We start from the raw sequence: 19,199 nt of genomic DNA, 5'->3' as shown, positions 1-19,199 counted from the left end.
AACAAAAAAAGATTGTTACAAGAAATAACTTCAAGTAACAATCTCTAGCAATATGTCATTAAACTCTACTCACTAACAATAATCAGTGACTTAATAGCTTCACGTTTATCCATTGCTTCATAGCCTTTTTGAATATCATCTAAATCAAAACGTTTAGTAAATACTTTTCCAGGATTTATTTTACCTTTTAAAACAGCATCTAATAAAACTTCTCTATCATATGTAGTTACAGAAGCAATACCACCACGTAATCCAATATTCTTAAAGAACAAATTATTAGTGTTCATTTCTGGCTTTTGAGGAATTCCCACACGGCCAACTACCGCACCGGGGCGACCAACTTTAACAGCTGTATCAACTGATTGTTCAGTTCCGACACATTCAAGAACAGCATCAGCTCCATTACCATTTGTTAAACTCATAACTTTTTCAACGGCTTCATCACCACGTTCAGCAATGATATCAGTAGCACCAAATTCCAACGCTAATTTTTGTCTATCTTCATGACGACTCATAGCAATGATACGTTTAGCACCACGAAGTTTTGCAGCAATAACACCGCATAATCCAACTGCACCATCCCCCATGACAACAACTGTATCACCATCTTTTACTTCAGCGGTTGCTGCGGCGTGATAGCCAGTTGCCATAACATCAGATAACGTTAAAAGTGAATTGATTGTTTCATCGGAATAATCTTTAGGCGAACCAGGTATTTTTACCAAAGCCCAGTTAGCATTAGTGAATCTTAGGTATTCACCTTGATAACCGATGTTTCCGCCCTCTTCTTTATTCATACAATCACCATCAAAACCTGCTAAACAAGCAGCACAATGACCACAACCATGTGTAAATGGTGCAATTACAAAATCACCTTTTTTAACATCAGTAACTTCTGAACCAACTTCATCAACTATACCAATGGCCTCATGACCAACTAAAGAGTTTTTAGCACGATCTGAAATCCCTCTAAACCACCATAAATCTGAACCACAAACACAAGCACGCAAAACGTGAATTATTGCATCAGTTGGTTTCTCAATTTTAGGTTTTTCTACATTTTGAACTTCAACTTTTCCAGGTTCAATAAATACTGTTGCTTTCATATAAACTAACTCCCTCTTTGTAAACGTATTAATAATACCAATAAATCACAAAAATATTCATGTATTGGTCTTATGATTTATTTTATTATAAATTAGTCTAAAATAGAGGTGTACCAAAAAGGAGTGTTTAAGTATGGAAACTTTAAAGATGATTCATTCACGTAAAGCGATTCGTAAATATTCTGGTCAATTGACGGACAAGCAATTGCATCAAATTTTATTAGCCGCAAATGCTGCACCTGTTTCATTAGGAAGTTACGACGATTATCGGTTAACCGTTATTCAGGATCAACAAATACTCTCACAAATAAATGGTATTTATAATGCACCAACATTAATCGTTGTCTCAACTCAAAATCCAACTAAATCTGAATATGTTTCAGCTGGCGCCATTGTGCACAATATGGAATTAGCAGCTGAAGATCAAGGACTTGGTGCTAATTACAATATGGGTAGCATCAACTTGATTCCAGCCAGCGTCTTACCGGATGGATTTAGTGCAATATTTGCATTAACAGTTGGTCAAACTAGTGAAGAGTTTACCCCTAAAAATATTTCAGATGACCGCATTAAAACTAATATAGTTAAATAGTCTAAAGACCAAAAAAGCCGTTACGAGAATTTCTCTCGTAACGACTTTTCTACTTATTTATAATCTTCCACCATTTTTATTATCTTTAATATTTTATTTTGAGATCTAATACCAGTCATTTTTTCTTTTGTTGGGAAAGTTTTATCAAACTCTTCTACTGCATTCATATCCACTTGATAAACTTCTGATTCAACATATCTTCCTGTAAAGTCGAATTCTGAAAGTACGGAAATCTGTTGTGCTGCGGCGAACTTATTATCAAAAGTACGAATTCCGTATTTCTTTGAAGGTTCAAATCCCTTTAATGAGTAATAATCAGGATCTCCTTGTAGCAATACGGCAGGATATCCCATTTTTGTGGCGATTTTTTTAGTGTAGTTGATCAATGCGCCACCAATACCGTTACCTTCATATTCTGTTGCCACACAAATTGGTCCGATCCCAACTACTGGATGCTTAACATCATTATCATCTACGATATTATTTTCCAAATATGCTATCTGTCCGATAATTTTACCTTCATAAACTGCGACGATATCTAATTCTGGTATAAATACGTCCGCATCACGCATGATATGCATTAAATAATGTTCAACGCAACCTGGCTGAAATTGATTCCAAAATGCATCTCGTACCAATGTCTCAGTTTCACGATAATCTTTAGGTTGTTCTTGTCTAAATTCAATATTTTTTAAATTAATTTTTTTCAATGTTGTATTCTCCTATATTTTTGCCAAACGCCTTTTAGAATACAAAAAAAGTGCAGTATCAAACTGCACCAAGGAGTATATCGAAGGAACTATTCCGCCAATATCTTCTGCAAGGCAGTTTGAGCTAGTTAAATAAGCAGGTGATCCTGCTTACGCTCTAAACTTTGTCCTTACATAGATACTGTCATCAAGTCATTCCTTCTTTCGTTACTTTAAATTTATCATGCTAAATATTTATCGTCAACTACAGTTTTTCATATGGAATAAATTCACCTGGTTCAAAAGTATCGCCGATCTTCTTTTGCATCCAGATAATGTCATGCCACTTTCCTAATTTGTAACCAAAATGCTTTAGAATTCCACTTGTTTTATAACCTAGTTTCTCATGAAAAGACACACTGCCACTATTATCAGCCGTAACACAGGCACCTAAGTTGACTACATTTTGTTGAATCAAGATTTTCTCTAAAGCTGAATATAATTTATGACCGACACCAAGTCCTCTAGCATTTTCATCTACATAAATACTGACCTCTGCCGTCCATTTATATGCTGCTCGTTGTGAATAATAATGAGCGTAGGTATATCCAATTATCTTTCCATCTTTTTCAGCAACTAAATACGGATAGTCTTTCAAAATATCCACTATTTGATTTTGAAAATCCTTTTCAGAAGGAACTTTATCATCAAAAGTTATAGCTGTATTCAAAACATACGGAGTATAAATTTTTAAAATTGCTTTAGTGTCTTTAATTGTAGCTTGTCTAATTTCCATTTTGCATCCCTAATTAATATTAAATGTATGCTATCTTCAATCCCGATAGTGAAGTATATCCATGGATCGTAACGGTCGGACTGTCTTCGGTAATTTCAGGATTACCCTCTTCTGACCAACCACTCATACTATTGTCGTCGATTGCCTTGACGATATTCCAATTCTTAGGTACATATAAATCTACTCCACCAAGTGAAATGTTGACATTGATCGTTGCGGTATCTTGAACCGTGACATTTTCAAAATAAACTTTAGCATTACCCATGGAAACATCAATATTAGCTTCTTTAAAATCATCTGAAGTTACATATCTAACGCTACTACCCATACGAACACTGACATTTACATCTGGTTGATCTACTGTTTCCACATCGATATTATGGTCAAAACGTGCGTGCATTCTAGGATTATGCCAATTATTACCGTGATGATAATATCTCATACTACGAAAACGATGCTTAGCTATGAATGGATGAAATATAAACGACAAGCCGATTGAGATCAATAATGCTGCACCAAGTACAGTCCAAGGAACAATTGCCATTATTCCTAAAGGTTTAGCGTATAAAATTGCCAAAAATGCTAAAGAAAAAACTGTCCCGGGAATTACATAATTGACCAAACTCTTGATCAAAATAGCAACTAAGAAAATCGTCATTACTACTGTCCAAAAGCTAAAAGCATAAGTTATTAAGTGCATCTGACTAGCAATTAAAATACCTGCACTCAAAAGCATAAATATGCCCCAAAATATTCCATTTCTATTTCTCATCTTTAAAACTTCCTTTGATTTAATCTATTTTTTAATTCCTTCAAAAATCTTCTCGATACATAAATCGTCTTATAGGTATCTTTGAATTGAACTAAATTTCCCGTTACCGATCTTGATAAAGATAATATTTCATCTAAATTTAAGATAGATGACTTAGATACCCTCAAAAAATTATCCGGTAATTTATCTTCAAGTTCATATAATCGATAATGGATCAAAAAAGATTGTTTAACTGTGTGGGCATAGACGTTACGATCATTAGTTTCAAAGAATAAAATTTCTTTCAGGTTCAATGAATAAACGGTCTCATCAATATAACCGTTGATTTGACTGAATTCATTTTTAATTTTTTCAATCTCTTTAACTAACTCCTCTAATTCTTCGTCTTCTTTTGGAGCTTTTATGATAATTTCTTTATCCGTATAATCAGACGAAACATCTACCCTTATTTTCACATCCAACAACCCTTTCGCTAAAAGTATTACACCACATAAAAATTTTTCTGCATAGACTATTTGTCTAAGTGGTCATTTTTGAAGAATAAGCGGTCAAAAAATATAATATATCCTATACTAATATCATAATAGAACTTAAATTAAGGAAGATCGTATGAACGCAAGTAAAAATGTAGTTGAAATGTTTACCCGTATGCTGAACGGCGATAAATTGTCTATGGATGATGAAATGCAACGATATAATTGTTCTGCCAAGACTATTCAACGATATTTACGAGATATCAGAGAATCCATCGCTGAAATTGATCTCAAACTGACATATATTCACGACCTTAAAACTAAAACTTACTATATAAAAAAAGAAACCGATATTCCCCTTGAAGAAGTTTTAGCACTTCTCAAAGTTATTATCGGTATTCGTGCTTTTGGCAAAACTGAATTGAATCAACTGACCAAACAATTACTTGGCAAACTGTCTAAAGAAGATTCTCATCTAGCAAAAAGACTTATTAACAGTACTGCATCTAAATATGTACCAGTTAAATCAAATTATGATCTCTTACCAAGGATCAAAAAATTTTCTGAATATATTGATACTCATACTGCAATCGAATTTACTTATCTTAACAGTTCTCAAAAAATCAAAACTGGTATTGAGTTACCATTAAGTATTTATTTCGACAATTTTTATTTTTACGTCACCACTTATAATGAACAATTAAATCAAATCCAGATTCACCGAATGGATAGGTTTCAGTCGATTGTCCCGCTGCATAATAAGAAGATTCCTTTACCATGGAACGTGAAAAAAGACGATGGTAATGAAATAAATAATACTTACTTAATCAGTGATGGTAAACAAGATAATTTCCAAATCTATTATTCTGGATTCCCTCAAACTGCTCTTGACCATTTCCCCAATTCTAAAGTCATAAAGGAATTTGACAACGAGGTCCTTATCGAAGGGACCGCCTATACTCAAGGATTGATTATGTGGATCATGGGACAAGGAACTAGGGTTAGAGTTAAATCTCCTGTTTCTTTGATTGAAGCAGTTAAAAGTGAGTTACGAAAAACTCTGGAATATTATTAATTGTATTAAACCTACTTATCTATATCTGTAGGTTGTCCTGACAATACAGTTCCATCTGGATATACTGTCCAAGCTCCCATACGCATTGGTAGTTCAGAATCAGGATTATGTTGGAATAAGACTACCCAATAAGCCTTTCCATTACTTGTATCCCACATTCCTTCCATATATGTATAATACTGACTTTCATCAGCCGGACCTTGTTGAGATTCAACGAGAGCCTTAGCCTCTTCTCCACTATTAATAGCATTTCCACTATTAGATTTATCATCATTACTAGAATCTACTGAAGCATCTGCTTTATCATCGTCATTTGTCGTAGTTGAATTATCATTATCATTTGACGCATTATCAGAATTATCATCGACACTAGAACTGTCAGAATTAGTTGTCACGTCATCTTTATGAGCCATGAAATGACGGTATTTTTTCTTAAATTCTGAATCACTTAAATTATTTGATTTGGAAGTTTTTCTGTCTAAGTAAGCCAACTTAAATGAATCATTTTTATAACAGAATAATCCCGGATCACTAAAAATTGTCTCATCTATATTTTTGAAAATACTTTTAATTGTAATTTCCTTATCTGCTTTGACAGTTTTTATACCTGATTTACTCGATTCCAAGCTATCTGCACCGAGATATACAAAATCTCCTAAATCAAATTTCACATTTTTGTTTGATTGATTGTTAATAGTTAGATCAATACTACCTTGTCCCTTGATAGTTCCTTCTTGACGTTTAAAAGTAAATTGAACATCATCACGACTACTTTTTGAAAGCTTGTTATACAACTCTGTTTCCACTTTATTTGTTGGAGAACTTTGCTTACTTTGATTGGCGCACCCCGTAACTACTAATAAAAATGCCATAATGGCAACTAGAAATATCCCTTTTTTCTTCATAAAAATCCCCTCTATTTTTTAACTAAAAAATCGCACTGTTTAACACAGTACGACTTTTGATAAAGTTTGAAAAAACAATCAAACTAAACCGCATCCAAAACTTACAAAACAGTTCTATTGTTGGTTGTATTTGTTCTTAATAATAACAATTGGAAGATATTATTTATTTTTAATAATCAGCTTTATATAGAACCATGTTTGTAGAATTGGATGTTAATGAATTACCGTCATAAGTAAATGTTTGAATCCATCCATTTGAATCACTACTATTAAATACAATTGTAATTTGATTTCCCTTTATGGATGAAATACTGTAAAGCCCAACTTGACTAATATTTTTACCGGAAATACTCATATAATCACTATAGAAATGATACTTAGTATCAGCATTTATCCAATTAGTGTTTCGTATATCATCTTCTGTAACACTCTTAACAACTGGACCCTCATAAGTTGTTTCTGAAGCCTTAACAAATTCATTAGTTGAAACTTGATACATCTTTTCTCCGTTAATAGTAGCGAAAATTCCTACTTGCCATGGAGTGTTAGCACCTAAAGCACGGTTAGTGATCAAATCACCATCTCTGTTATACATACGTGTAATGTGATCAAATGTTGTTGCCACACCTGATGCTGATACGTCTGTTGAATTACTAAAAATCCCTACCGTAATAGCTGCCATCCCAGCTACAAACAAACTTCCCAATGTTTTCTTATTCATTACTATATCCCCTTATAGTGTAATTATATGTATAAATCATTTTAATTATATATATGCAATAGCATATTATCAACTGCAATTTTCTTATTTCAATAAAAATACTCGAATCTAATAAACCGTTAATTGGCTCCGTTTTTACTTTATTATTAAGATATTTGGAAATTATTCTTTTTAAAGTTTTTTTGACATTTTATCAGTAAATCACTTGCTTAGAATAAAAAAATAGTCAAAATAGTAGATATATATTAGTACCTCAAATATTACAAGATCGGAGAAAATTCATGCTTGAAGAAATCGGCAAAACCATTCGAAAACGAAGAAAAGCTCTAAATTTGACTATCGAACAGTTAGCCGAAAAATCTGGATCATCCCCTAGTTTGATTTCCATAATTGAACGCGGAAAGCTGGACAACATCAAGATGCAAAAGCTAAATGACATTGCTCAAGCTCTCGGTTTACAACTAGGAGATTTCTTCCTAAACAAAAATTTACAAGATCCAGACACTTTAGAATTAATCAATTACCTATCTTCCATTTCTGAAGATAAACGTCGCGAACTGTCAAAACTAATTATGAGAATCAAAGATTTATAGATTATATTTTTGAACGATCGACTGTGCAATTTCCTCAATTGTATGGTCGTTTTTTAATTTCTTAAATTCTTCATCCAATTTAATTGATTGATCTTGAAGCTCCATAGTCAAAATCCCAAAATCATGAAAATCAATTCTATTTTTACTTGATTCATAAATTAAAAATTTAAGATCCTGTAATTTTTTTAAATTATCAGGAAAATCATCCGTTACTCCCATTAAGTATCCTCCCTCATACACAGCATTATTTACGGAGATACTTTAGCATAAATGAGAGACATAATATGTCGTATCAGTTTTTGATGAAAAAATACCGACCCTCGGGAAGTTGGGGTCGGCAATCAGGGAAACATCAAAGAAACGTATGTATATCTGTGAGAGAGTACACACCTCTCTCACCATGAGTATATGTTCTTGCTCAATATTGTACAAAGAATATATATATTGAATTTATTATAAAAAATATAAATTAAAACGCCAACTCATGGTAAGGGAAAGGTGAGTTGACGTTCTGAAATCAAGTTTCTAAGTAATCGCAAGAGAATTCTTCTCTCAACTGTCAGTATATTATCAGGTTAAAATAGTGACAAGAAATAGCTCCATCGAAGTTTTTATAAAAACAATTCATCTATTTAGGATAAATATAATTACACAATAAAAAGTGTTGATTAAAGGCATTAATGTAATATCATATTAATCGTATATGTTATTTTATAAAAACTTAGAAAGATTTTGAGGAGATTATTTTATGAAATCATTATTTCTGAAGTCACTAACTGTCTCAGGACTTGCTCTAGCAGCTTTTGCTACTAGTTCCGTTTTAAGTAAGGATGCTGAAGCGGCAATGGTCGCTACAACAAAGGACGTACCCACTACACGTCTATACACAAAAGAGGGTATTTTGGTAAAAAATAGAGGACTTGCTGCTAATACACCTTGGCGCGTTGGTAGAACCAATCAAGTAGATGGGCGTACATACTATCAAGTCTCAACAAATGAATTTTTACTATCAACTGATGTGGCTAGCTTAACTGGTAACAATAACGATCGAGGAAAAGTTGACATCTTAGTTGAGCAACCTGATGCAGAGACAATTGACGATCGTGATGGATCCGTTAACGGACATCTTGAACAATATTCTGACTGGTTAGTTTCAAGGGTAGTTTTTGAATTCAGTACCGGTAGAACATACTATCAAATCTCACCCCACCAATTCATGACTTTGTACAATTACCAAACTCATGGTGATGCGGGACTTCTTCCTAGAGTAGAAGTACGCCACCTTACTGATGTTAATAAAAATATTGATCCTGATACTGGTGAAGAAGTTAATACATACAAACCAAATCTCGCCAATATCAATAATTACTTTGAAAAATATCTAAATGCATTACATAAAGCAAATGGCACAGCACCTGTTCACGTAACATCAGATATGATGAACTATGCTCAACAACGTGCTGAACAACAAGTTGGTAGCACACTTGACCATTCATCTGCTTCCAGATCGACTTCTGAAAACCTATCTACTGCTGGATTTGACTTCATGCTAAAGTGGGCTGACGTTAAATCCGATAAAGACGCTGCCTATTACCTACTATCACAATGGTATGATGAAGGCAACAACCTAACTGGTAGCGGACAAGCCGGACATTACGGCCACCGTGCTGCTTTAATTTACTCCGGTCCTAGTGTTGGTTTAGGTATCAGTGGTAACGCTGCGGCTTTTGATGCTGATTGGGATTACGATTCATATAGTCAATTTGACGCTTTGTATAATTACACAGGCTCAAATCCTAATACTAAGTTTGTTTCTAAAGATTCAATTTAAAGAGAGTGCAACAAAGCATGGTCAACTTTCGAGCATTAAAGTAGAATACCCCAGCAATCTGAAAGGATTGTTGGGGTATTCTATTTTAAGCGGAAAAAGTTATGCTTTGTCGCATGTTTACGCTGCATATTTAAGATCTCTTTAATACCACTTTGATTATTATTTAATTTAAAATCAAAACAAAAACTTATAAGCTTTTTTATTCTCCTGAAACAGCTGGCATTTGACTTGCTACATCTTGAATATTTTGTCTTTGAGCATCAGTAGAATAATACTTACTTTCCAAATCTTTCAAACTTATATCATGTGGGACTAATGGCGCATCAGCATCCGTATCACCATGACTGAAGTCTTTAGTATAGTAAGTAACTGTATTTCCATTAATCTTGTATGGAGTTTCAGATGCTAAAGTTCCTGTACCAATTCGATACATTCCGTCCTCTAAGGATACACTTAGATATTCTTCCATTTTAGCCTGTCCACCATTGCCATCATAGGATCCACGCATCTCACGAAGCATGAGTCCAATCATATTAGGATCAGTAGTCATTTGACTTGAACTAGCTTTTTTACTTGTCGTTGCCTGATTACTACTATTATTTGTAGTACCAGCACTCTTACCGGCAACAATATTAGAAAAGGCAGATCTTACATCATTATTTTGCGTTTCAGATAAATTAGGTGTTCCATCACGACTTTGATCAACTAGGACAATTGGTTGTCCATCATGAAAGGCAAAGAAGTATGTGATGTGGTTTGGCAATGGGGGCTCCGTGCCGTCGTAGTTGTAAATAGCGACAACATTATATGAGTCACTACCTTCACCATCTTTACTCCAACCAATTGAAGCATTAGAATCAGCGACTGTTACTTTTGATAAATCATCAGGATAAATCGTTCCTACTGAAGTTTTTAATGAATGATGGCCGTCGTATTTTTTATATGACTGCTTCATTGTTGGTGCCCATTGGTTAATGAAGGACTCCAATTTATTATCCTTGTCATTGTTCCAAAGAGAATCCGACTTATTATCATTTGTAGTCGATTTATGATGATTATTACTTACCTTTGAAGTAGTTGTTTTATGACCATTACTTTTACTTATATTAGGCGTTTCACTAGTACATCCCGCCAAAATAAGCGTACCCATCAATAGCACAGTCGTTAATTTTAATTTCCTATTTTGCATGATTTTCCCCTTAAAATAGTCTTTTATCCAATATCCCCGTTACCTTTTTTAATAATCATAAAGTTTGAGTTTGTACCAAAGTCTGGAATATACGTTGGGTTTCTAATAACTTCTTTATATGAAAACTTTGATGCATCAGCGTATTCATGAGTTGAAACTTGAATGAATTCTTGATTATTCTTATTTCTGATAAACTTGCCAATTTGCCATGATGAACCTTTAGCTAGTGAACGATCTGACAAGCTATTTGTATCATCACGATAAAGTCTTATTGGAAAGTTAGCTGTAGCTACTCTGTTACTATCTGTTGTTTGAGTTGGAGTTGTTTGATTTGAAGTATCTTGACCTGACAATGATGAATCTGCGGAGCGAAGATATTCGTCTGTTGAAACTTGATACATTGTTTCTCCATTAATAGTAACTATTGAACCAACGATCCAAGGTGTGTTTGCTGACAATGCACGATTAGTTATCAATGCACCATCTGAATTATATAGTCTAGCAATTACTCCAGAGTTAACTGTTGCAACACTTGCAGCACTTGCCTTTGTTTGATTAGTTGCCAATACCCCGGTTGTGGCCATAGATAAAGCAGCTAAAAATACTACTGATTTTGATCTAAATTTCATTATACTAATCTCCCTATTTTTTCCTACATTAAATAACGAGTCAAGTATACATCTTTTAATAAACCGGTTAAACATCATTTTTTGAATTACAATTAGTTTATTTAATCTAAGATTTTATTTAATATTTAGTAGTCAACATCTTTTCTATGATTTTAAAAGGACATGATTCGGAAAGTCGGAATTTTATTACCTCCATTAATGGTTTCTGTGATACCATTTAAAAATGAGGATTCATTTGAGTTCATTTATTCAAACTACAAATTGATGAAATAATAATTAGGGGATGCACGATGGTAAAAACGGAAACTTTTATGCCGATAATTTTGGGGACCGACAACAACGCATACGGTATTGCACGTTCGTTGCATGAAGCTTTTCACATTAAACCAACTTGTTTTGGCCGTGGAAATTTAATCATGACTCGCGACTCAAAAATCGTAAACGTAATTGTTAGGGATTTTTCAGACGATGAAGAATTCGTTAAAGAAATTACTAAAATTGGTCAAGAACTAAAGAAAGCCTATCAACACTTGATTATAATTGCTGCCAGCGATCAATACGCTGAACAAGTTATTCGTAACAAGTCTAAACTTGAGGGTCTTTTTGACGTTCCTTTCATTGACCAAGAACTACTAACTTCACTAACTCATAAAGATAAGTTCTATAAATTAGCTGAAGATACTGGCCTTCCTATTCCAGGAACACAACGTATTACTGTTGAAAATCACAAGGACTTCATTTCTAAATTCGATTTCCCAGTTGCTTTGAAACCAGCTAATACAACTGAATATTTAGGAATACATTTCGATGGTAAGAAAAAGGCCTTTATTATTGATGATGCCGAAGAACTTGCCTCAACGATCGATAAGATTTATCAATCCGGATATTCGGACACAATGATCTTACAAGAATTTATTCCTGGTGATGACAGTCATATGCGTACAGTTAACGCCTACGTTGACCACAATGGACAAGTGCGTATGATGGTTTTAGGCCACCCCGTTTTGGAAGATGTTACTCCTAATTTAATAGGAAACTATGTTGCTATCATAAATGATTACAACGAAAAACTTTACAAGCAAATAAAGAATTTCCTAGAAACTATCAAATTCCATGGTTTTGTTAATTTTGATTTGAAATATGACGCTAGAGACGAAGAATTTAAAGCTTTTGACGTTAACGTTCGTCCAGGACGTTCCAGTTACTTCACAACTGCTAGTGGTTACAATATTTTTGCCGAAGTCGTTAAAGACTTAGCTTTGAAAGAACCATTTACAAAGACAGTCGATGCTAAAGCTGATCACTTATGGCTGGGTGTTCCTAAGAAATTGGCTGTGAAATATATCGAAGATGAGAAGATCAAAGCTAAAGTTCAAAAGCTGATCAAAGAAAAGAAATATTCTTATACTCTCTACAATTCTCAAGATAAATCGATCAAACGTAATTGGCGACTATACAAGTATTACCACCAATATTGGCAAAGATATCAAACATATTTTACAAATAAGGAGAACCTATAATGCCTGTACTTACAAAGAATGATCCAGAAATAACGAAATACCAAGATTACATCAAAAATGCTGATTTTACTTCAGTTACTCAAACTCTTGAATGGGGACATGTTAAAAATAACTGGGACGGATTTTACGTTTATCTAGGCGATATCGACAACCCTACAGCTGCTATGTCAGTTTTAACTATCAACGGATTAGCATATTGTTCTAAAGGATATGTTGGCGATGACTTTGACGTTGACACTTTAGATGCATTAGTTAAAGAAGCAATCCCCGCTTTAGAAGAAAGAAACTGCTTCTTATTACGAGTTGACCCTGAAGTTCCATTCAACGAAGAACTAAACAAGAAGTTGATCGAACATGGATATACTATGAGAAATAGAAATCTTCCATTAAGTGAAGCACATAGTACTATTCAACCTCGTTTTAACTTTGTCTTGAACATTGAAAATGCCAAACCTGAAGATGTCATCATGACATTCCATTCAAAGACACGTTATAACATTCGTTTGGCTAAACGTAAGGGTGTTACTATCGAAAGTGGTGACACACAAGACTTTATGGACAAGTTCTATGAAACTTATAAAGTAATGAGTGACCGTCATGACATTACATATCGTCCTAAAGCATATTTTGATCGTATGGTTGAAGCATTCACTGGTAAAAATATGATGCGTATCTACCTTGCCTATGTTGATGGTGAAGTAATTGCCGGATCAATTTGTTTTGAATATGGTGACAAAGCTTGGTATATGTACGGTGGTAGTTTAAATACTCATCGTAACTACATGGCACCTCATCTTCTACAATGGGCTATGATCGAACATGCTATTGCTGATGGTAAGAAGCGTTATGACTTTGGTGGAATCTTTGGATTCGATGTCAGCGATGGACTATACAAGTTCAAGCATGGATTCTTCAAAGATAGTAAATATCTAGAATATATCGGTGAAATCGACTATGTTTTAGATAAGGCAGGCTACGATAAATTCCTTAACAAATAGTATTTAAAAAGATCATTTGAGATTTTACTCAAATGGTCTTTTTTTGTGGTTTTAAACTTGTCGTTTCGCCAAGTTGGCAAAAATATCGAGGGTTATAATATATTTGTAAGGGATTTTATTAATGAATAAATTTTAGAAGGGTGTAATGAAATGACTGACACAATGGACCAACTAGAAAAAGCAAAATCTTTGATCAAAGACTTATATAATTCTGCTAATGATAATCGTTTGAAAAAGCCTTTGTTGAAAGCCTATAAACGTCTTGAAGAAGGTGCTGATGTTAGTGATTTAACAGCACGTGCTGCTAGTGCGATGAACTACCTTCGTATTACCTATAAACTTACTTTTACACCACAACAAGAGAAATCTTGGCGTGAATTAAGGGATATGGGTTCAGCTGCTATTATGTATCATGATCCTAAGAATAATTTGTTGGATTTGAGTGAGATGTAGGGAGCCTATTATTATCCCTCAAACTTGCAGCTTAAACGCGAAACAACCCACAGCTTTTTCCACTTAAAACAAACGACTCCATCAATCCAAAATCGGATTGGTGGAGTCGTTTGCCTTAATGCTCGAAAGCTGAACGTGCTTTGTTACGCTCTCTCAAATATTTCATAATAACTATCATTACTAGAATGAATCATAATACGCTCTTTATTAGAATTATCCTTCTCTTCAGCCATTGGTACTCCCTTAGGATAAAATTCGATCATATAAATTTGTGACCCAATTGTTGCCTCTACACTCAAAGAATCTGACTCATCAAAGGTAGCTGGTTCTGATCCATTTTGGTCAGTAAAGTATGTTATTCCACCATCTTTTTGAGTCATTGAAACTTGACTATCATTGATTTTATATTTGGTAATATTTAACTTTTGACCAGTCAATGGCAACTCGCGAACACCTTGACCATCATGCATACTTCCACCTTCAGAAACTTCTTTCCAAGATCCTATAAGACCAGAATAATCGCCGTTCTCAATTTGATAAAAATTCATATTATGAATAACGGTTGATTTAGTAGCGTATTTCCCTGCTAAAAGTTTACTTTGTGCTTCTTGGAATGCATCGTCAGACTGTACTTTAGTGATCAATCCTTGTTCAACTGCATTTCCATAATAATCAAATATACCTGTATAGATTGCGAAGTAATCTTTCTCACTCAAACCAACTGTTTCATAGAATCCTTTGGCTCGAGGTGTGCTACCTCTCGATTCTCCTTTAGGATTATTTTGCATGGAGAACTGATTGTATGCATCGATGTATTTTTTAGAAGAAGTGGTTGATAAGATGGCAGATGTTATTCCTGCCTTATTTTTTTCTATCTGCTTATCGATATCTTTATTTAAATTTTCAAAATCTGGGGATGTATAAACTATCTCTTTTTCAGCTTCCACTTCTTTTTTAAGATCATTTAAATTTGAGATTTTCTTTTCCAAAGAGGCTTGAGTTTCTTCTTTTGACTTGGAAACAGAGGCTGACTTTATAGTTGATTTATTACTATCTTGAATGGAACTTTTAATAGTCTTTATTTGGTGATGATATGCTGAATTTACTTGTTTATAAGGCTTTTTAGTATGTTGATATTTTTGATAATCATCCTCAAAATCTTTCAAAGATGATACCTTTTTTGATATGTCATGTTCAGATTTGATTTTTTCTGCGGTTTTATTTACTGACGTTACTTTGGAATCATAAGGATTTGTTTTTGATTGAGATTGTGACTTACAACCAGATAACAAAATAATAAAAGTTAAAATAACCGTTACAACACTAAAGCTCCTTTTCATATCTGTACCCCTTTATACTGAATAACTTTAGGGTAACGATTTTATATATATTTACAGTAAATTTTATGTAAACTCTTTGTATCCGTATTACAAAAAATCACCTAATCCAAAATTGGACTAGGTGATCTTTATTATTTATTGGAGCCGACATGATATCTCTTTCGTTGATAGCTAAAACCTTCGCCAAATACTTCATGAGCATCAAGTACCGTAACAAAAGCCTTGGAATCAACAGATTTTATCAATTTCTTTACTTGAGGAACTTCACGAGGCTGAATCATAAGATAAATGATTTTCTTCTCATCATTTTTATATCCACCTTCAGCATTTAGAAAAGTCAGCCCACGTTCGAGTTTCACATCAATTAATTTAGCAATTTCTTGATGTTTATCAGAGATGATAAACAAAGCTTTGGCGCGGTTAGGACCCTCTTGAACTAAGTCGATCATCTTTGCCAGAACATAGCTTACAATCAACGAATACATTATGTGGTAAAAGTCCAAATATGAAAGTGATAAGAACAATACTAAATAATCTATTATCAAGATTCCCTTACCAGAGGACATACCAAATTTCATTTGACCAACACGTGCGATAATATCACTACCACCAGTCGTACCGTTATAACGGAAGACAAGTCCAATACCAAACCCAGACAATACACCAGCAGCAAGTGAGGATAATAATAAGTCATGCTTGAATGGCAACGGACCAATGATGTTTTGATGAGACCAAAACATTAAGAATAATGACAAGCAAACAGCCCCATAAAGCGTGTAGAGCATAATGCGTTTGCCTAAATAACGAAAACCAATCAATATCAGAGGAATATTCAGTACTAGAGTACTCACACCAAGATTGATATTAAAGAAGTAACGGATAATCAAAGTGACCCCACTTAGACCACCATCAGCTAGACCGTTAGGGACAGAAATCATGTCCAAACTAAAGGCGTAGATAGCACAGCCTATGGTGATCATTAGTAGTTCTACTGTGTTTGATTTGGTCCACCATTTTAGATTCATATTTTTTGTCCCCCTCCAAGTCTAATTAATATTGCAGCTAATACCAGTATATTTTAATTACAATAAAGAGCAAGAGTTACTGGTTTTGCCAATGTTCTTTAAGAGCTAACGCCTCATATTTTTTTACAAATGATTCTTTGCCATCACCGTAATCATCAATACTTTCTGGATATTTAGAAGCTAACTTAGTTTTCAATTCGCCATATTGCAATGCGACATCTCTATGTTTTCTCAAATAGTTTCGAAAACAAATATGTCTTTGGATTTCACTAATATTGTCGTATTGATAGGCATGTATTTGATGAGTCCGATTATCCCCACCCTTGCGCAAATAACGTCTACCGGGTAATCCAAATTCGCCTAAATATTCATACCCTAGTTGTTCAAATTGCGTTTGTTGTTGATCTAGTAAAGCAATATCATTAACAATTAACAAAATATCAATAATTGGTTTAGCCGACAAATTGGGCACAGAAGTGCTACCAATATGGATGATTGCTATTTGATTAGTTTGAACAATATCGGAAACTTTTTGAGCCTCTTGTTGGAATTTTTTAGGCCAAGTGGAATCATAAGGGACTACCTTAATGTGTTGCATTTCTCTCACTCCTTTATTTGGATAGTAAAGTATATCGCAAGGTAGTAATTCAAAATTGTTTTTTATGTTTGTTAATACCTATAAGTTGTTAAAATATTTGATTAGATTAATAAAGCTCTGACATCAACTGTCAGAGCTTTATTTTTTTAGTCAAATTTGGCTGGGTTTTGGCTGGGAACTATTCCAATTAAGTAGACTAAAAGTAGACAAACATATCACTTTAGACTAGTTTAGGTGCCCTAAAACACCGTTAAATCGGCATTCCCATTTTAAATTTTTTGATACTTATTCCCACTCAATAGTTGCTGGTGGCTTAGAAGTAGTGTCATACACTACACGATTGACATGATCTACTTCGTTTACGATTCTTACTGAGATCTTTTGAAGTACATCCCAATCGATCTTAGCGAAGTCAGCTGTCATACCATCAATTGATGTAACGGCACGAATTCCGATCGTATAATCGTATGTTCTACCGTCACCCATAACACCAACACTTCTAAAGCCTGGTAATACTGTAAAGTATTGCCAGATTTCTTTATCTAGGCCGGCTTTTTTGATTTCGTCACGCAAGATATAATCTGAGTCACGAACAATTTTAAGTTTTTCTTCGGTAACTTCACCGATAACACGAATTCCAAGACCTGGGCCTGGGAATGGTTGGCGCCAAACTAGATCATGAGGCATACCTAGTTTTTCGCCTAATTCACGAGTTTCATCTTTGAACAATGTTCTTAATGGCTCGATCAACTTAAATTGCATGTCTTCTGGAAGTCCACCAACATTATGATGAGACTTGATTGTTTGAGCAGTACCTGTACCACTTTCGATAACGTCAGTATACAATGTACCTTGAGCTAGGAAGTCAATGCCGTGCAACTTGGTAGCTTCTTCATCAAACACTTGGATAAATTCGTTACCAATGATCTTGCGTTTCTTTTCAGGGTCAGATACTCCGGCCAATTTGTCCAAGAAGCGTTTTTGAGCATCAACTTTAATGATGTTCAATCCAAACTTACCTTCTAGACTTTCCATAACTTGGTCAGCTTCGCCTTTACGCAATAGACCGTGGTCAACGAAGATACTTGTTAGTTGTGTACCGATTGCTTTATGCAACAAAACACCAACAACAGATGAATCAACACCACCAGAAAGTCCTAAAAGAACCTTCTTGTCACCAACTTCAGCACGAATCTTTTCGATTTGTTGGTTAATGAAGTCATCCATTGTCCAGTTAGCTTCGGCGCCACAAATATCAAAAGCAAAGTGCTTTAAGATATCCATACCGTATTCAGTATTTCTAACTTCTGTATGGAATTGCACACCGTACATTTTACGTTCGTCATCAGCAATTGATGAAATAGGTGCATTTTTACTTGTAGCAGTAACTTTGAAGCCTGTTGGTGCTTCACGAACTAAGTCACCATGACTCATCCAAACAGATTGTTTGCTTGGTAAATCTTTGAAAAGAGCTGCATCCTTTTCAGTTACTTCAATATCAGCTTTTCCGTATTCACGGTTGTCAGCAGATTCTACCTTACCACCTAAGTTGTAAGCCATTAATTGCATACCATAACAAATACCAAGCATAGGAATGCCTAGTTTGTAGATATCTTGGTCAATAGAAAAGGCTTCTTTATCATAAACGGAGTTTGGTCCACCTGATAAAATAATACCTTTTGGATTAATTTCTTTAATTTCAGCAGCAGTAATTGTGTTTGGAAGCAATTCAGAATATATGCCAATATCTCTGATTCGACGAGTAATCAATTGGTTGTATTGACTACCGTAATCCAAAACAATGATGCTATCTGCATCTGGCCATTGTTTGTTCAAATCCAATTTCCCCCTAGTTTGATTTATATTATTGTAACTAAAATACTACACCATGTCA

21 protein-coding genes are annotated in these 19,199 nt (G+C 34.3%); 7 read left to right on the top strand and 14 right to left on the bottom strand.

Annotation, left to right across the window (positions count from 1 at the left end; genetic code table 11):
- Nucleotides 1–65 precede the first annotated feature (65 nt).
- Nucleotides 66–1,106: a zinc-dependent alcohol dehydrogenase family protein gene (locus FC72_RS08715; protein ID WP_057766847.1), complete on the bottom strand. Its 1,041-nt coding sequence runs from the start codon at nucleotides 1,104–1,106 to the stop codon at nucleotides 66–68.
- A gap of 133 nt (nucleotides 1,107–1,239) precedes the next feature.
- Between FC72_RS08715 and FC72_RS08710 the strand changes: the two genes are divergently transcribed.
- A complete protein-coding gene (locus tag FC72_RS08710; RefSeq protein WP_057766846.1) occupies nucleotides 1,240–1,698 on the top strand; it encodes a nitroreductase family protein in 459 nt (152 codons plus the stop codon).
- 53 nt (nucleotides 1,699–1,751) lie between these two features.
- Here the strand turns inward: FC72_RS08710 and FC72_RS08705 are convergent, their stop codons facing one another.
- The 4 genes from FC72_RS08705 to FC72_RS08690 all read right to left on the bottom strand — a co-directional run bounded on the left by FC72_RS08705 (nucleotide 1,752) and on the right by FC72_RS08690 (nucleotide 4,410).
- Nucleotides 1,752–2,408, bottom strand: coding sequence for a GNAT family N-acetyltransferase (locus tag FC72_RS08705; RefSeq protein ID WP_083480793.1), 657 nt, complete (start codon nucleotides 2,406–2,408; stop codon nucleotides 1,752–1,754).
- A 244-nt stretch (nucleotides 2,409–2,652) separates the two neighbouring features.
- Nucleotides 2,653–3,183: a GNAT family N-acetyltransferase gene (locus tag FC72_RS08700; protein ID WP_057766844.1), complete on the bottom strand. Its 531-nt coding sequence runs from the start codon at nucleotides 3,181–3,183 to the stop codon at nucleotides 2,653–2,655.
- A 19-nt stretch (nucleotides 3,184–3,202) separates the two neighbouring features.
- Complete coding sequence (locus FC72_RS08695) at nucleotides 3,203–3,955, bottom strand: LiaF transmembrane domain-containing protein (protein ID WP_057766842.1); 753 nt, start codon at nucleotides 3,953–3,955, stop codon at nucleotides 3,203–3,205.
- Nucleotides 3,956–3,957: 2 nt separating this feature from the next.
- The gene (locus tag FC72_RS08690) at nucleotides 3,958–4,410 is read right to left on the bottom strand and encodes a LytTR family DNA-binding domain-containing protein (protein WP_057766840.1); all 453 of its coding nucleotides are present in this window, start codon (nucleotides 4,408–4,410) and stop codon (nucleotides 3,958–3,960) included.
- A 154-nt stretch (nucleotides 4,411–4,564) separates the two neighbouring features.
- On the opposite strand from FC72_RS08690, the gene FC72_RS08685 reads away from it, so the two are divergent.
- On the top strand, nucleotides 4,565–5,503 hold the full coding sequence (locus tag FC72_RS08685) for a helix-turn-helix transcriptional regulator (RefSeq protein WP_057766838.1): 939 nt from the start codon (nucleotides 4,565–4,567) through the stop codon (nucleotides 5,501–5,503).
- 11 nt (nucleotides 5,504–5,514) lie between these two features.
- Here the strand turns inward: FC72_RS08685 and FC72_RS08680 are convergent, their stop codons facing one another.
- Nucleotides 5,515–6,408 carry a hypothetical protein gene (locus tag FC72_RS08680; RefSeq protein ID WP_057766836.1) on the bottom strand — a complete coding sequence of 298 codons (894 nt, stop codon included), beginning with the start codon at nucleotides 6,406–6,408 and terminating at the stop codon, nucleotides 5,515–5,517.
- Nucleotides 6,409–6,577: 169 nt separating this feature from the next.
- Nucleotides 6,578–7,129: an SLAP domain-containing protein gene (locus tag FC72_RS08675; protein WP_057766834.1), complete on the bottom strand. Its 552-nt coding sequence runs from the start codon at nucleotides 7,127–7,129 to the stop codon at nucleotides 6,578–6,580.
- A gap of 281 nt (nucleotides 7,130–7,410) precedes the next feature.
- On the opposite strand from FC72_RS08675, the gene FC72_RS08670 reads away from it, so the two are divergent.
- Entirely contained in the window at nucleotides 7,411–7,722 is a 312-nt protein-coding gene (locus tag FC72_RS08670; RefSeq protein WP_057766832.1) for a helix-turn-helix domain-containing protein, read from the top strand.
- Here the strand turns inward: FC72_RS08670 and FC72_RS08665 are convergent.
- On the bottom strand, nucleotides 7,717–7,941 hold the full coding sequence (locus tag FC72_RS08665) for a hypothetical protein (RefSeq protein WP_057766830.1): 225 nt from the start codon (nucleotides 7,939–7,941) through the stop codon (nucleotides 7,717–7,719). The genes FC72_RS08670 and FC72_RS08665 overlap by 6 nt on opposite strands.
- Before the next feature lie 529 nt (nucleotides 7,942–8,470).
- Between FC72_RS08665 and FC72_RS08660 the strand changes: the two genes are divergently transcribed.
- Nucleotides 8,471–9,553 carry a CAP domain-containing protein gene (locus FC72_RS08660; protein WP_057766828.1) on the top strand — a complete coding sequence of 361 codons (1,083 nt, stop codon included), beginning with the start codon at nucleotides 8,471–8,473 and terminating at the stop codon, nucleotides 9,551–9,553.
- Nucleotides 9,554–9,752: 199 nt separating this feature from the next.
- Here FC72_RS08660 and FC72_RS08655 read toward each other — a convergent pair whose 3' ends face one another.
- On the bottom strand, nucleotides 9,753–10,742 hold the full coding sequence (locus FC72_RS08655; RefSeq protein ID WP_057766826.1) for an Lreu_0056 family protein: 990 nt from the start codon (nucleotides 10,740–10,742) through the stop codon (nucleotides 9,753–9,755).
- Nucleotides 10,743–10,765: 23 nt separating this feature from the next.
- The gene (locus tag FC72_RS08650; protein ID WP_057766824.1) at nucleotides 10,766–11,371 is read right to left on the bottom strand and encodes an SLAP domain-containing protein; all 606 of its coding nucleotides are present in this window, start codon (nucleotides 11,369–11,371) and stop codon (nucleotides 10,766–10,768) included.
- Nucleotides 11,372–11,661: 290 nt separating this feature from the next.
- On the opposite strand from FC72_RS08650, the gene FC72_RS08645 reads away from it, so the two are divergent.
- The 3 genes from FC72_RS08645 to FC72_RS08635 all read left to right on the top strand — a co-directional run bounded on the left by FC72_RS08645 (nucleotide 11,662) and on the right by FC72_RS08635 (nucleotide 14,342).
- Complete coding sequence (locus FC72_RS08645) at nucleotides 11,662–12,891, top strand: carboxylate--amine ligase (RefSeq protein WP_057766822.1); 1,230 nt, start codon at nucleotides 11,662–11,664, stop codon at nucleotides 12,889–12,891.
- A complete protein-coding gene (locus FC72_RS08640; RefSeq protein ID WP_057766820.1) occupies nucleotides 12,891–13,889 on the top strand; it encodes a lipid II:glycine glycyltransferase FemX in 999 nt (332 codons plus the stop codon). Before FC72_RS08645 ends, FC72_RS08640 begins: the two co-directional genes overlap by 1 nt.
- A 150-nt stretch (nucleotides 13,890–14,039) precedes the next feature.
- Nucleotides 14,040–14,342 (top strand): bacteriocin immunity family protein, encoded by a 303-nt coding sequence (locus FC72_RS08635; protein WP_057766818.1) that lies wholly within the window; start codon nucleotides 14,040–14,042, stop codon nucleotides 14,340–14,342.
- A gap of 143 nt (nucleotides 14,343–14,485) precedes the next feature.
- Here FC72_RS08635 and FC72_RS08630 read toward each other — a convergent pair whose 3' ends face one another.
- From FC72_RS08630 to guaA, 4 genes are all read right to left on the bottom strand, one after another.
- Nucleotides 14,486–15,682 (bottom strand): DUF6287 domain-containing protein, encoded by a 1,197-nt coding sequence (locus FC72_RS08630; protein ID WP_057766815.1) that lies wholly within the window; start codon nucleotides 15,680–15,682, stop codon nucleotides 14,486–14,488.
- 131 nt (nucleotides 15,683–15,813) lie between these two features.
- Nucleotides 15,814–16,707, bottom strand: coding sequence for a YitT family protein (locus FC72_RS08625; protein ID WP_057766814.1), 894 nt, complete (start codon nucleotides 16,705–16,707; stop codon nucleotides 15,814–15,816).
- Nucleotides 16,708–16,783: 76 nt separating this feature from the next.
- Complete coding sequence (locus FC72_RS08620; RefSeq protein ID WP_057766812.1) at nucleotides 16,784–17,305, bottom strand: GrpB family protein; 522 nt, start codon at nucleotides 17,303–17,305, stop codon at nucleotides 16,784–16,786.
- Nucleotides 17,306–17,590: 285 nt separating this feature from the next.
- Nucleotides 17,591–19,141: a glutamine-hydrolyzing GMP synthase gene (gene guaA, locus FC72_RS08615; RefSeq protein ID WP_057766810.1), complete on the bottom strand. Its 1,551-nt coding sequence runs from the start codon at nucleotides 19,139–19,141 to the stop codon at nucleotides 17,591–17,593.
- Nucleotides 19,142–19,199 lie beyond the last annotated feature (58 nt).

The sequence above is a fragment of the Companilactobacillus tucceti DSM 20183 genome (assembly GCF_001434665.1).
Classification (GTDB): domain Bacteria; phylum Bacillota; class Bacilli; order Lactobacillales; family Lactobacillaceae; genus Companilactobacillus; species Companilactobacillus tucceti.
Note: the sequence above shows the minus strand (reverse complement) of the source record. Positions and strands in the feature narration are given on the sequence as shown.

Excerpts from the sequence above, each read along its gene's own strand:
- FC72_RS08635 (WP_057766818.1), top strand. The coding sequence starts at position 14,040 with ATGACTGACACAATGGACCAACTAGAAAAAGCAAAATCTTTGATCAAA.
- FC72_RS08675 (WP_057766834.1), bottom strand. The coding sequence starts at position 7,129 with ATGAATAAGAAAACATTGGGAAGTTTGTTTGTAGCTGGGATGGCAGCT.
- FC72_RS08685 (WP_057766838.1), top strand. The coding sequence starts at position 4,565 with ATGAACGCAAGTAAAAATGTAGTTGAAATGTTTACCCGTATGCTGAAC.
- FC72_RS08660 (WP_057766828.1), top strand. The coding sequence starts at position 8,471 with ATGAAATCATTATTTCTGAAGTCACTAACTGTCTCAGGACTTGCTCTA.
- FC72_RS08620 (WP_057766812.1), bottom strand. The coding sequence starts at position 17,305 with ATGCAACACATTAAGGTAGTCCCTTATGATTCCACTTGGCCTAAAAAA.
- FC72_RS08630 (WP_057766815.1), bottom strand. The coding sequence starts at position 15,682 with ATGAAAAGGAGCTTTAGTGTTGTAACGGTTATTTTAACTTTTATTATT.
- FC72_RS08670 (WP_057766832.1), top strand. The coding sequence starts at position 7,411 with ATGCTTGAAGAAATCGGCAAAACCATTCGAAAACGAAGAAAAGCTCTA.
- FC72_RS08715 (WP_057766847.1), bottom strand. The coding sequence starts at position 1,106 with ATGAAAGCAACAGTATTTATTGAACCTGGAAAAGTTGAAGTTCAAAAT.
- FC72_RS08665 (WP_057766830.1), bottom strand. The coding sequence starts at position 7,941 with ATGGGAGTAACGGATGATTTTCCTGATAATTTAAAAAAATTACAGGAT.
- FC72_RS08640 (WP_057766820.1), top strand. The coding sequence starts at position 12,891 with ATGCCTGTACTTACAAAGAATGATCCAGAAATAACGAAATACCAAGAT.
- FC72_RS08655 (WP_057766826.1), bottom strand. The coding sequence starts at position 10,742 with ATGCAAAATAGGAAATTAAAATTAACGACTGTGCTATTGATGGGTACG.
- FC72_RS08645 (WP_057766822.1), top strand. The coding sequence starts at position 11,662 with ATGGTAAAAACGGAAACTTTTATGCCGATAATTTTGGGGACCGACAAC.
- FC72_RS08680 (WP_057766836.1), bottom strand. The coding sequence starts at position 6,408 with ATGAAGAAAAAAGGGATATTTCTAGTTGCCATTATGGCATTTTTATTA.
- FC72_RS08695 (WP_057766842.1), bottom strand. The coding sequence starts at position 3,955 with ATGAGAAATAGAAATGGAATATTTTGGGGCATATTTATGCTTTTGAGT.
- FC72_RS08650 (WP_057766824.1), bottom strand. The coding sequence starts at position 11,371 with ATGAAATTTAGATCAAAATCAGTAGTATTTTTAGCTGCTTTATCTATG.
- FC72_RS08625 (WP_057766814.1), bottom strand. The coding sequence starts at position 16,707 with ATGAATCTAAAATGGTGGACCAAATCAAACACAGTAGAACTACTAATG.
- FC72_RS08700 (WP_057766844.1), bottom strand. The coding sequence starts at position 3,183 with ATGGAAATTAGACAAGCTACAATTAAAGACACTAAAGCAATTTTAAAA.
- FC72_RS08710 (WP_057766846.1), top strand. The coding sequence starts at position 1,240 with ATGGAAACTTTAAAGATGATTCATTCACGTAAAGCGATTCGTAAATAT.